The following is a 13297-nucleotide window of genomic DNA, read 5'->3' as shown; positions in this document are numbered from 1 at the left end:
TCATCCTCCTTGTGGATGGGTGAGCAATTTCAATTGAATACCGCTCTAAATTAAATTAATCGATAATTTTCACTTCTCAATCACCTCCTTGCTCCACCATAAATTTTTGATTGTTCAACCTCTGAAAACTTGATTAAGATGAAATTAAGCAAAATTGAGGTGATAGTTGGTGTGCATGAAAATATTATTAATTGAAGATCATCTGAAAACCCAAGGCTGGGTAAAAAATGGCTTAGAAGAAGCCGGCTTTCTGGTTGATGTGGCCACCGATGGACGCGATGGGCTCTACTTTGCCTTAGAAAATAATTACCAACTGATTATTCTCGATATTATGCTACCCGGTATGAATGGCTGGGATATCCTGAAAGTATTACGTACCTCTAAAAATATTCCTGTCATTTGCCTCACTGCCCGTGATGCCGTTGATGATCGTATAAAAGGGTTAGAATTAGGCGCCAATGATTATTTAGTGAAACCCTTTTCTTTTTCTGAGTTATTGGCTCGGGTTAAAAATCAATTAAAAGTTCATCAACCTACCTCAACCAACATGACGATTGCCGATTTAAAAATCGACCTCGTCCGTCATGACGTAGAACGTGGCGGCCAAAAAATCATTCTGACTCGCCAAGAGTTCTCTTTATTACTGTTTTTTGTGCTGCATTGCGATGAAATATTACCCAGAACCTTAATTGCCAGTGAAGTGTGGGGCATCGATTTTGATAGTGATACCAATATTATTGATGTGGCCATTCGCCGACTACGCAAAAAAATTGATGATGGGTTTGATGTTAAGCTCATTGAAACCATTCGAGGAATGGGATATCGACTCAATAGGCCGACAGAATGAAAAAAAAGTCCCTGCGCTTTAAATTAATCTCTCTGTTTATCATTCTGATGGTTGCCAATGCCAGCTTTGTGACTTGGATTTTGTATCATTCACTCAAAAGTGAGCTAGCAGAGCAGGATAATAATTTACTGGTTAATCGCGCAAACCAGTTATCTAAACTGATTGCCAGCGGCATTAATATCAAAACGCTCCCCATGTATTTTCAAAGTATGATGGACATGCGCCAAGATATTATTCAAATATCTGATGCATCAGGAAATATCTTGGTGGAAACCCATTCGGAACCACTCAATACTCATCGCCTGCAACTCGTCAATCTTGAGCAACTGAATATTAATGCCATCAATCATTGGCAAACATCTCAAGGTATCCCAATTGCGGCGGTTTATTTCGAGATGAATTCGCCAATGGGTCAATTGTATGTGGTATTAGGTAAAGTCTCCGTCGACCGAAGCGGCGTGCTAAACCAATATTTGACCCAAAGTTTGCTGATTTCGGTCTTATCCATTTTACTGATGGGAATATTAAGTTTGTGGCTATTGAAAAAAGGGTTATCCGATATTCAATCATTAAGCCGTATTACCGTAAAAACCGATGTTCACTCTCTTAATAATCCCATTGATATTGAACAACTTCCCCAAGAGCTGAAAGAGCTGGGGGAATCCATGAATATCATGCGCCAGCGGCTGAAGCATGATTTTGTCAAATTGACGCAATTAGCCGACGACTTAGCCCATGAGCTGAGAACACCGATAAATGCTATTCGCGTACAAAATGAGATTATCCTGCAACGCTCACGCAGTGTTGAAGAATATGAAGCCATGATAATCAGCAATATCGAAGAGCTGGATAAACTGGCACAAATGATCCAAAGCGTGCTGTTTATTGCACGAGCAGAAAATAAAAACATCCCGTTAAATCGAGAAAACCTGTCTATATCTACGTTAGTTAATGAGGTTTATGAGCTATTTTCTGCTTATGCAGAAGAGAAACAAATTGCGCTATATTGCGAGCCATCCTCCCTATCGATATTTGTCGATAAAGTTCTGCTCACTCGGGTGTTAATTAATTTAGTTTCTAATGCCATTAAATATTCCGATCCTCAAACTCAAGTCATGACGACAATCAGCCAGCAAGATCGGTGCGTGATCATCCAGATCGAGAATCATGGTGAAATGCTGCTGAACAACCCTGAAATTTTTACCCGCTTCTGGCGCGGTGATAATGCGCGTACCACGGAAGGAACGGGCTTAGGTCTCTCGATTGTCAAAGCTATCGTCGAGCTACATGAGGGTACCGTTGATTTTGAACACCGTGAAGGCACTAGCACGGTAACGTTGCGTTTTCCAACAACTCAGTAAGATGACAAATTTGTCATCTTACTGTCAGCTATTTTTGATTGCGCTTTCGGTATAACAAACCCAATAAATCTTTTGCTATGGAGCGCACAATGAAAAAGTCCCCTAAAATTCCGTCATCTCAAGTGACCTCTGAATCCGTCTTTTTTATGAAGCGTCGGGAACTGCTAAAGGTATTAGGCGTTGGCGCGGCAGGTCTTGCGGTTGCCTCGACCGCCAATGCGGGGTTATTTTCGTGGTTCAGTGACGATCAGCCTGCCGTGCCCACCGTGCCCAGAAAAGAACTGACTTTTATTCAACCGCAAGAGTATCAATCCTCTTCACTGGTCCTCACACCTGAAGATAAGGTGATTGGCTACAATAATTTTTATGAGTTCGGACTGGGAAAATCCGACCCAGCGGAGAATGCCCATACCCTAAAAACCGATGAGTGGACACTGACCATCGAGGGTGAAGTCAATCGTCCACTCACCCTCAATTTAGATGATATCAATACAAAATTTCCCCTTGAGGAACGTATTTATCGCATGCGCTGTGTCGAAGCATGGTCAATGGTGATCCCATGGGTCGGCTTTCCTCTTGCGAAGCTACTCGCATTAGTTGAACCCACCAGCAAAGCCAAATATGTCGCTTTTGAAACCCGCTACGCACCGGAAGAAATGCCGGGGCAAAAGAGTCGCTACATTGGCGGTGGATTGCCTTATCCGTATGTTGAGGGACTCCGGCTGGATGAAGCGATGAACCCGCTCACATTATTGGCCACTGGGGTATATGGGAAAACGTTACCGAATCAAAATGGCGCGCCAATTCGCTTAGTCGTACCGTGGAAATATGGGTTTAAAGGCATCAAATCCATCGTCAAAATTCATTTAACTGAACAGATGCCACAATCCACATGGAATCTATCCGCTCCTAGCGAATACGGTTTTTATGCCAATGTGAATCCGAACGTTGACCATCCCCGTTGGTCACAAGCCACAGAACGTTTTATTGGCGCAGGGGGACTAGGACAAGTGACTCGACAACCCACCTTGCTATTTAATGGCTATGGTGAACAAGTGGCGAGTTTGTATCAGGGCATGGATTTACGGAGATATTATTGATGCCTCAAGAAAATCGCTGGCTCCTGTGGGGAACTAAAGCTTTTTTCCATTTAATCGGGTTACTGCCCCTACTCTGGCTGATTTTTTTAATTGATTCAGGGCAACTCGGTGCTGACCCCGCCAAAGATATCCAACACTATACGGGAATTGCCACTTTACGTTTGCTAGTGCTTATCGCCCTAATCCCATTAGCGGTACGTTTATTGCGATTTAACATCCTGTTTCAGACTCGAAAATTGCTGGGATTATGGTGTTTTTTCTGGGCGGAACTGCATTTAAGTAGCTATTTATTATTGGAAATTGGCGTGAATAATTTAGCGCTATTTTTCGACGAGATGTTTTCTCGTGTATATTTAATTCTCGGTATGGTCGGTTGGCTTTGCCTGTTTTTGATGGCGATCAGCTCATTCAATGGCATACGGATCCGCTTAGGTGTGTGGTGGAAAAGAATTCATACGCTGCTTTATCCCACCCTGTTACTGGTTATCACACACTATATTTTATCCATGAAAACCATGACCCCCGAGCCGATTATCTATTTGGTGATTGTCGGTTGTGCGTTTGCTTATCGAACTTGGAGTCTGAAAAAACCAGCGGTGATATAGGGATTGAAAATGGTTGGCGACACGGAATGGTCGCCAACATAAATCCAGTTTAACGATAAAAAATAATTTTTTTATCCGCTACTATGTTTAACGTTTCCTGCCACGTAGCTAAGGTTAATTGGGCTAATTCCGCCAGCCCCACGTAAAATGGTGAATCGCCTTTTTCCTGCATTTTATTTAAATAGGCAAAGCCCCAAGGCAAAATATGCTGCGCTAATAGTTCTGTTAATTTGTCTGGGCAATGTTCTGCCACCCAGGCGGTCATCATCAGCAGCAAGCCAAAATGATCTTCCGGTTCATTTTGCGTCAGCTGAATATCTATCTTATTGCGTTGCATCCACTCACGTAATTGCAACGTCGACTCACCAAATAACACATTTTCTTTATCTAACCACACCGAGCCCCAAGGTGGAGATGGCAGCGCATAAGGCCCGATAAATAATCGCTGATAAGCCTCGTCCAAGGTTTCATCATCACGTTGTGCCTTCGTCATTTTCTCAGCAATCGCCTGCTTTTGCTCGACGGAACCGTAGGGCCAATCCTCTACCCACTTCGACGAAATCAATAATTCGATAATATCAGGCACTTGGTCTGGCGCGTAATAAAATGCAGCACCAAGCACTCGTGCAGTTACGTCAATATCATTCAAGGATTGTTCGCTCATAGTGTCTTTGATTCGCTTATTATTAGTGACTTAGCTAATTAATATCATCCTACCAGAAAAAAGGCTTAGCGATATTTTGCTAAGCCTTTAATTCAATCTGGCTTAATTCACGGCCATTCCAACGGTCATATGCAGACCGTAGAACACTCCGCGCCCTACGATTTCACCCACCATCACAAGTAGGAAACCAATACCTAAGTTCAGTATGGATGGATTACGTTTTGCTATCATTGGCATGATCCAGCAACCCAATCCCATCGCCACTGCCACGATTTTAATATCCATTAAGAAACCGTAGTCAGGTACTAAATCTGTGGCTTTTTGTACAGATGTCTCAATACTCGCTAAGTCAAAACCTTGGGAAATAGCGGCTGCCGCGCTGACCAGTAACGCAATCACGCAAATAGCAGGAACACGGCGAATACACTGTAAATCAAACCCTGCCACACGCAATAACAAGGCAGCTAAAATCGGGCCACCGAGGAATGCGGTTAACACAAAGTTGATCATAGTGTAGTGGTTATTCCAGGTTGGCACGGTCGAGATTTGGTAGACTCGAGACGTTGCCACGACAAAAATAACCGCCAATACCGCCACCACCACCAGCCATAATTTTCCTAGCGCCGCCGGCATCTTGTTTAATACAGCTAATAGCCAATATAAACTGCCCAATGCAAAGAATAGCGCCCCACTGGCAATTTCATTACTCAGCGAAGAAGCACCTAGGCGATTAAAGGCATTAAATGCACGCAGCGGAGTTCCCATGTGCATGGTAGATAACAGAAAACCAATGCCCATTAACACCCATAAACCAAACATGCTGTAATGCACTTTGCGATTAAGATCGACGGATAATTTGCCACAAAATAGCACCGCCGCCATCATCACAAATGCTCCCGCCACACTTTGACCAATGACCGTAAAAAACATCAATGGCCATTCATGAATTCCCGCGCCCATATTAAACTTCCTCCGGGTTAGCCAGATGCCCCGTGGTATCACCGACAGGTTTGCTATTGGCATTCAGTTTTAAAACAATATTCGGATGGGTATATTCCGCTGAAGGTAATGGTGCGATTTCCGCTAAATCGCCATATTTAGCGCGTAGCTCTTCAATCGGTGCCATATCCAATGCGCGCAGTGGGCAAGATTCCACACAGATTGGTTTTTTGCCTTCTGCCACGCGCTCATAACAACCATCACATTTGGTCATGTGACCTTTTTCTTGGTCAAATTGAGGTGCACCGTAAGGGCATGCCATGCTGCAATAGCGGCAACCAATACACACTTCCTCATCCACAACCACGAAGCCATCTTCACGTTTATGCATCGCCCCACTTGGGCATACTTTAGCGCAAGCTGGGTCGTCACAGTGGTTACAAGAAATAGACAGATAATAGGCAAAAACATTTTGCCCATAGACACCGTTTTGCTCTGTCCAATCCCCACCTGCATATTCATAAATCCGACGGAAATTCACTTCCGGAGATAAATTTTTAAAGTCTTTGCACGCTAGCTCACAGGTTTTGCAGCCAGTGCAACGGCTTGAGTCGATATAAAAACCATATTGCGTTGACATAACTGACATCCTTAAGCTTTCACAACTTCAACAAGATTAGAATGTGATGGGTTGCCTTTCGCCAATGGCGATGGGCGCTGAGTGGTCAGCACGTTAATACTTCCCCCATGGTCAACACGATTACCATCTGGGTCATACCAAGCACCTTCCCCCATTCCCACCACGCCCGGTAAAATACGTGGCGTCACTTTGACTTTAATTCGTACTTCGCCTCGGTCGTTAAATACACGTACTAAGTCACCCTGTTTTAGGTCGCGCTTAGCCGCATCTTGTGGGTTGATCCAGAGTTCTTGAGGGCACGCTGCTTTCAATACATCCACGTTGCCATAGGTTGAGTGGGTTCGTGATTTGTAGTGGAAACCAGTCAGTTGCAATGGATATTTTTCCATCAGTGGGTCGCCATGGTGTTCAAAGCCCATCGCGTAAATTGGCAGCGGATGGATCACATCCCCTTCATTTAATTCCCACGTGTCTTGCAACTCCGCTAATTGCGCCGAATAGATCTCAATTTTACCGGATGGCGTAGTTAATGGGTTCGCAACAGGGTCTTCACGGAAACTCTTATAGGCGACATGGTGTCCGTTAGGGTCACGTTTTTTGAAAATACCTTGAGCGCGGAACTCTTCAAATGTTGGCAGCTCCGGTAATGCTTCACGAGATTGCTCATACAAATGACGTAGCCACTCTTCTTGGGTCCGGTTTTCAGTAAACTGCTCACCAACCCCCATGCGTTTAGCAATTTCGCTGGTCATTTCATAAATATTGCGGCTTTCAAAACGCGGTTTAATGGCTTGATCTGCAAAAATCACATAGGACATATTCCCCGCAGAGGCATCCAGACAGAAATCCATTTGCTCAGAAGCTGTGCAGTCTGGCAGTAGAATATCCGCATATTTTGCTGATGCGGTCATGTGGTTATCAATCACCACAATCATTTCGCACTTCGATTCATCTTGAAGAATGTCGTGGGTACGGTTAATTTCTGAATGTTGGTTAACTAAACAGTTACCTGCGTAGTTCCAGACCATTTTGATTGGTACATCCAATTTATCTTTACCACGTACACCATCGCGAGTTGCCGTCATTTCAGGGCCACGCAAAATAGCGTCGGTCCACATAAACATAGAGATACTCGTTTGCGCTGGATTAGTTAAGGTCGGCATCCGTACAAATGGAATACTGTATGAACCTTCACGCGCCCCAGTATTACCACCATTAATACCGATATTACCCGTTAAAATGGCTAGCATTGAGATAGCACGGGACGTTAATTCACCGTTAGAACGGCGCTGAGGTCCCCATCCTTGTACAATATAAGCGGGTTTTGCCGTTCCAATTTCGCGAGCGAGTTTCACGATACGGTCTGCTGGGATACCCGTAATTGTCGCCGCCCATTCCGGTGTTTTCGCTTGCCCGTCGGGTCCATCACCTAAAATATACGCTTTATAGTGCGCATTTTTTGGTGCCCCAGCTGGCATCGTGGTTTCATCGTAACCTACGCAATATTTGTCGAGGAATGGCTTGTCGACGAGGTTTTCAGTGATCATCACATAAGCAATGGCGTTCACCAGCGCGGCATCGGTACCCGGACGGATTGGGATCCATTCATCTTCACGCCCAGCCCCTGTATCCGTGTAGCGAGGATCGATGATAATCATCTTCGCGTTAGATTTTTCGCGTGCTTGTTCGACATAATAAGTCACCCCACCGCCACTCATCCGCGTTTCACCGGGGTTATTACCGAACATCACCACTAATTTTGAATTTTCGATATCTGATGGGCTGTTACCATCCGCCCAGCCACCAAAGGTGTAATTCAAGCCTGCGGCAATTTGCGCGGTGCTGTAATCTCCATAATGGTTTAAGTAACCGCCACAACAGTTCATCAGGCGAGCAATCAAGGTTGCGCCCGGTGGCCATGATCTTGTCATTGTGCCACCCAGAGTACCCGTACCATAGTTTAGGTAGATTGACTCGTTACCATACTCTTTGATGATGCGTTTCATGTTGTCAGCAATGGCATCATAAGCCTCTTCCCAACTGATCCGCTTGAATTTACCTTCACCACGTTTGCCTACGCGCATCATTGGATAGCGCAGACGGTCTGGGTTATAAACGCGACGGCGCATAGAGCGACCTCGTAAGCACGCCCGTACTTGGTGTAGTCCGTCGTAAACGTCATCGCCGGTGTTATCGGTTTCGACATATTTGATTTCGCCATCAACCACATGCATGCGTAACGGGCAACGGCTACCGCAGTTAACGGTGCATGCACTCCAAACCACTTTTTCATCCCCTGTCGGGGCTGCTGTTTTTTGCTCTGTTTCAGCGGAAGCGCTGAATGGCAGAGAAAATCCTCCAGCCGCCGCCGCTAAACCCGTTATTGTTCCGGCTTTAACAAATCCACGACGGGTTAGAGGAGCAAAAACAGCGGCTTTCTCTTTGATATTGGCCATATATAACTCGCTCACTTAGATTGCTTAAAAGGGTATGACGTCTGTTCGCTATAGTTATTTGAATGTAGGCACGCGACCTGCGTGCGATTAGCGATAAAACTACGAGCCACAAAAGTGGCAGTAATTAAAATTTTGATTTAATCAATATACCAATCACAAGAATTGAGGAGTTGTTTTAGGTCAAGAAAGTTATGGCTTATTAAGCGAATGAGATTTATTATCCAATTGATTTTATAAGTAATTTTTAGCCTGACGTTATATACTCGAATACATAAATAAGCGTTTTATACAAAAAATACTACCGATGGTTGTAATGGTATGAATAAATTACTTTAGTTTTCTTATTCCATATTAGTTATTTCTATTCCAGAAAAATAAGATTCAGAGATCATAAAAAAGGCTTTATTTTTGATGAAAAAAATTTATTCCTCAAAAATAAAGCCAAGTCATCAAATTTAAATGTCATTTTGTTTAAGGATGTCGAACTTCTTAAATCATCCAGAAATAGTTATCTTAACGTTTTCCTATTTCTGGCGATTATTCTCTGGTGCTAGTGATATTTAAACGGTTACACCACCATGGGTGCGATAATGAAACCGAATGCGACTCCAGCAATAATTCCGCCTAATCCCGGCAACATAAACGGATGATTTAAAATATATTTCCCTACTCTAGTTGAACCTGTTGAGTCAAACTCCATGGCAGCCAATGAGGTTGGATAGGTCGGTAAAACGAATACCCCCGTAACAGCAACAAATGATGCAAGTATCGCCCATGTTGGTACATCCAATGCGATGGCTAAAGGAATAATGAGTGGCGTGGTGGCCCCTTGGGAATAAAGTAATGCACAGGTAAAGAATAAAACTAATGAGAGTAAAATAGGATAGGAAGAAAGAACATTTCCTGCGATCTCTTTTATTTGTACCATATGAGCATCAACAAATGTGGTACCTAACGTGACAATACCTAATATGACTGCCAGTGAACTCATTCCAGAGCGGAAAGTCGACGCTAATACAATCGAGTTCGGTGATGTCTTACAGAAAACTACCATTAAACAAGCCGCACTCAACATGCAGATAATAATGATGTCTCGCGTCCCCATTGGTTTTCCAATATCAAAACCAGGACGTAATTGAGGGAATGCCGCCAGAATAACAATACCGATAGTTGCAATAATAAATAAGATGACAGAGAATTTTTCTTTTGGTGTGCTTTCCCCTTTTTTCTCTTCATATTTATGTATTAAACCTTTCTGTAAACGGTCTAAATAAACTTCATCATCCTCTAATTCACAACCTTGACGTGACGCAATGAATGCCGCAACCATTGCCGCGACAAAAGAGGCTGGTAAGCATACAGACATCACGGTAATAAATGTGACGCCATTGCCTTCCATGATGGTGAGCATTGCTGCCATTGCGGCACTAATTGGTGAACCTGAAATTGCAATCTGTGATGCCACAACTGAGCCAGCCAGTGTTCTTGACGGTCTAACACCAGAATCTTTCGCAATCTCGGCAATAACGGGAAGCATGGAGAACACGATAAAACCGGTTCCTGCCATAATGGTCATTACCCACGTTGTAATCGGCGCAATGATATTGATATATTTTGGATTTTTCCTCATAAATGTACCCGCAAGGCGTACGAGGTAATCCATTCCTCCCGCCGCTTGTAATGCGGAAGCTGCGACAACAACAGTCATGATGATTAAAATAACATCAACCGGGGGAGAGCCTATCGGTAAACCAAATCCGATGGTTAAAATCGCTAATCCTAATCCACCACATAAACCGATACCGATTCCTCCCATTCGTATCCCGAAGAAAATCGCTCCTAATACAACAATGATTTCTAGAAAAACCATAATCGTCTCCAATAGACAATATTTTGTCATTAGTAATATGAGAATTTATTTTTGTATTAATTTAGTTTTTAAATAATTATTTTTATTTTTAATTTATTTTACCGATTCGTTTTTTATACCAATTAATACCCGCCCGAACTAATGCTCCAGTTGAGTCGATATATTTATCAGGATGAGATTTAACTTCATTAGAAAGAATGACTGGAACTTCAGTACACCCTAAAACAATAATTTCAGCACCATTTGAAAATAAAATATCTGCTTGTTTTTTCATAATGTCTTCTGCTAAAGAAAATTCACCTGATTTTAATAAATAAATACTTTTCATTATCATTTTTTGGTTTTCATTATCAGGTTTAATACAAATCAAACCTTGATCTTCAATACTCTGCTGATACAGCCCCATATGCATGGTGGCATCTGTGGCTAATAAACCAATTTTATTTTTCTGTGTAGAAATAACTTCATTCATTGTCGCTTCAATAATACTTAATATTTCTACATGGCATGATTTCTTAAGCTCATCAAACCAAAAATGGGCGGTATTACAAGGAATAACGATGCATTCTGCGCCTGCCACTTCAAGTCTTTGAAGATAGTCCTCCATCAATGGAAGCGGTGAAACCCCATGATTGAGTAGTGCCTCTGTACGGTCTGGAATATCTGGGATAGATGATATTATTAATGGAATGTGTTCCTGATCCTTACTTGCATGATTAAAAGTAACAAATTTATTAAATAAATCGACAGTTGCCGCGGGTCCCATTCCACCTAGAACACCAATCAAACCTTTCATAATTAAAACTCCCAATATTTTATATCTTAATTCTTTGATTGAAATATTTGAATATTTCAAATGAACTTAATTATTAATTTGTTCAATAAATTAAATCATGAATAAGATTTATCAGTATTCTGAGCGTAAGAGAAATGCAAGTATGTATAGGCTGATGCAAAAAGTGCATAGCAAATTTATTGGTTATTTCGATTTACTTCATTAAACTCGTGGTTAATAACTAATATTTATCACTTTTTATCAAAATAAAAAATAGAGTTTGATTTTTATTAATGTTTGAAACGTTATCGGCATGCATAATACGAATAATAGCGCCACAATAAATATTGAATAGTGTAACTAATAATTAACGTTAAACATCATTGTTATTATCTTTCCGTTTTATGTCATTTTAAGGCCAAGCAAATGAAAAATATTGAAACTAAGTGGCTGTATGACTTTTTAACGCTAGAATCTTGTCGCCACTTTTCTCATGCAGCAGAACAAAGAAATCTATCTCAGCCCGCATTTAGCCGACGAATTAAAGCGTTAGAAGAGGCAATCGGCGTAGAGTTATTCGATAGAACAACATCACCCTTACAGCTTTCTGAAGAAGGTAAAATATTTCATTCACAAGCTCGCAGTCTTTTGCAGCAATTAGAGTGCAACCTCAATGAACTGTCAGGGCATAATATTTTGAGCCTACCGAATATCAAAATTGCCGCAGCACATTCATTATCGTTAGCTCTGCTACCCAAATTAGTGCATTCGTTGTCTGATTATGGTGGGGAGTTTGTTTATCATGTGGAAGCCATCGATGTCGTGCAAGTGGTCAACACACTAAGGGAGGGTAAGAGTGATTTTATTATCTCTTTCTATGACGAAGATTTAATGCAATCTCCTTTTTGCTGCTTAAACGTATTTGAATCTGAGCTATACCCCATTTGTGCGACAGATAAAAATGGAAAGCCCCTTTTTGATATTTACCAGCCCGAAGTTCCGTTATTGAATTATACCAGCGCCTCATATATGGGAAGGTTGGTCAATCGTCGGTTAAGTGAATTTGGAGCCATCAGTTCTAAAACTCTGTTTATGTCTTCAATGAGTGAGTTATTGAAAAACATGGCATTAGATGGGCATGGTATTGCTTGGTTACCCATTTATTCTGTTATCAACGAATTGAAAGAGAAGAAACTAGCCTGTTTGAATACCCCTGAACTGACAATTCCTATCCAAGTTTATATTTATCGCATGAATACGCGATTAAATAAAACCGCAGAAGATTTTTGGCGGATCTTAAAGAAAAATATACCCGAAGATTTAAAGCATCTATAGCAGGTAAGATAGGCAACTAGCGATAGGATGGAAATGCAAAGATTTTGCCGCCAGTACAATACTAACGGCAGAATATTGGAAGCAATTATTTGATAGATTTTAACTGCTTGAGCGTATCATCGACATCAATTTCGTCTTCGGTAAAAGTCAGCGTCGTGCCATGAAGCGTCTCGATAATTAATTTTTTCAGTGTACGCATTTGACCCGGCTTAATGTCAGATTTAGGTTTGATACTGTTCATCAAGGCGCCAATAGACAGCACCGTATTTTCTTTATCAATACGGGTATCTGCGGGTACATCTTCATAATAAATACGGAAGGATTTTATCGCAGTCAGTTTAATACGCTCGCCTGCAATATAAATATATTTGCTTTCCGGTATGACTTTAACGGCATAGGCAGACAAACCTTTGGTATTGGTAGTCGGTTCGAAAGTCACCGCCGCATCTTTCTTGATCAGATCAGGATTGGAGACCTTAATCACATGAAAATAACGGTTATCCCCATTTTCATCTTTGATAAAGCCAAAACCTTTCTCTTCAAACCACGTTGTGATTATTCCGTTCATCGTTATTACCGCCTACTTAATATTTACTCAGTGTTCACAGCGCGCAGTATAAAACACAATGCTTGTACAGACCACGCCTTTGGTTTAAGTCTAGATGATAATTTTTTGGTGCGTGAATAGTGGGTTCGCTAGTCTGC

12 protein-coding genes are annotated in these 13297 nt (G+C 41.9%); 5 read left to right on the top strand and 7 right to left on the bottom strand.

Annotated elements, in window-relative coordinates; genetic code table 11:
- Nucleotides 1–175 precede the first annotated feature (175 nt).
- The 4 genes from hprR (at nt 176) to EL244_RS00725 (ending at nt 3913) form a co-directional block, all read left to right on the top strand.
- Nucleotides 176–847 (top strand): response regulator transcription factor HprR, encoded by a 672-nt coding sequence (gene hprR, locus EL244_RS00740; protein ID WP_126458040.1) that lies wholly within the window; start codon nt 176–178, stop codon nt 845–847.
- Nucleotides 844–2208 carry a heavy metal sensor histidine kinase gene (locus tag EL244_RS00735; RefSeq protein ID WP_126458037.1) on the top strand — a complete coding sequence of 455 codons (1365 nt, stop codon included), beginning with the start codon at nt 844–846 and terminating at the stop codon, nt 2206–2208. The genes hprR and EL244_RS00735 overlap by 4 nt, the downstream gene beginning before the upstream one ends.
- Nucleotides 2209–2297: 89 nt before the next feature.
- Nucleotides 2298–3308 carry a protein-methionine-sulfoxide reductase catalytic subunit MsrP gene (msrP, locus tag EL244_RS00730; RefSeq protein ID WP_039854641.1) on the top strand — a complete coding sequence of 337 codons (1011 nt, stop codon included), beginning with the start codon at nt 2298–2300 and terminating at the stop codon, nt 3306–3308.
- Nucleotides 3308–3913 carry a protein-methionine-sulfoxide reductase heme-binding subunit MsrQ gene (locus EL244_RS00725; RefSeq protein ID WP_126458034.1) on the top strand — a complete coding sequence of 202 codons (606 nt, stop codon included), beginning with the start codon at nt 3308–3310 and terminating at the stop codon, nt 3911–3913. The genes msrP and EL244_RS00725 overlap by 1 nt, the downstream gene beginning before the upstream one ends.
- Before the next feature lie 49 nt (nt 3914–3962).
- On the opposite strand, the gene dmsD is transcribed toward EL244_RS00725, so the two are convergent.
- From dmsD to cuyB, 6 genes are all read right to left on the bottom strand, one after another.
- Nucleotides 3963–4577 (bottom strand): Tat proofreading chaperone DmsD, encoded by a 615-nt coding sequence (gene dmsD / locus EL244_RS00720; RefSeq protein ID WP_126458032.1) that lies wholly within the window; start codon nt 4575–4577, stop codon nt 3963–3965.
- Between the two features lie 102 nt (nt 4578–4679).
- Nucleotides 4680–5537, bottom strand: a complete 858-nt coding sequence (locus EL244_RS00715) for a DmsC/YnfH family molybdoenzyme membrane anchor subunit (protein ID WP_126458029.1) — start codon at nt 5535–5537, stop codon at nt 4680–4682.
- 1 nt (nt 5538) lies between these two features.
- Entirely contained in the window at nt 5539–6156 is a 618-nt protein-coding gene (locus tag EL244_RS00710) for a DMSO/selenate family reductase complex B subunit (protein WP_039854643.1), read from the bottom strand.
- Nucleotides 6157–6167: 11 nt separating this feature from the next.
- Nucleotides 6168–8612: a dimethylsulfoxide reductase subunit A gene (gene dmsA, locus EL244_RS00705; RefSeq protein WP_126462690.1), complete on the bottom strand. Its 2445-nt coding sequence runs from the start codon at nt 8610–8612 to the stop codon at nt 6168–6170.
- 568 nt (nt 8613–9180) lie between these two features.
- On the bottom strand, nt 9181–10482 hold the full coding sequence (locus tag EL244_RS00700; RefSeq protein ID WP_039854644.1) for an anaerobic C4-dicarboxylate transporter: 1302 nt from the start codon (nt 10480–10482) through the stop codon (nt 9181–9183).
- A gap of 88 nt (nt 10483–10570) precedes the next feature.
- Nucleotides 10571–11278: a cysteate racemase gene (gene cuyB, locus EL244_RS00695; protein ID WP_126458026.1), complete on the bottom strand. Its 708-nt coding sequence runs from the start codon at nt 11276–11278 to the stop codon at nt 10571–10573.
- Nucleotides 11279–11683: 405 nt separating this feature from the next.
- On the opposite strand from cuyB, the gene hypT reads away from it, so the two are divergent.
- A complete protein-coding gene (gene hypT, locus EL244_RS00690) occupies nt 11684–12592 on the top strand; it encodes a hypochlorite stress DNA-binding transcriptional regulator HypT (protein ID WP_006813934.1) in 909 nt (302 codons plus the stop codon).
- Nucleotides 12593–12677: 85 nt separating this feature from the next.
- Here hypT and EL244_RS00685 read toward each other — a convergent pair whose 3' ends face one another.
- Nucleotides 12678–13166: a cold-shock protein gene (locus EL244_RS00685; protein ID WP_039854645.1), complete on the bottom strand. Its 489-nt coding sequence runs from the start codon at nt 13164–13166 to the stop codon at nt 12678–12680.
- Nucleotides 13167–13297: the final 131 nt, after the last annotated feature.

The organism is Providencia rustigianii (assembly GCF_900637755.1).
In the GTDB taxonomy this organism is placed as follows: domain Bacteria; phylum Pseudomonadota; class Gammaproteobacteria; order Enterobacterales; family Enterobacteriaceae; genus Providencia; species Providencia rustigianii.
Note: the sequence above shows the minus strand (reverse complement) of the source record. Positions and strands in the feature narration are given on the sequence as shown.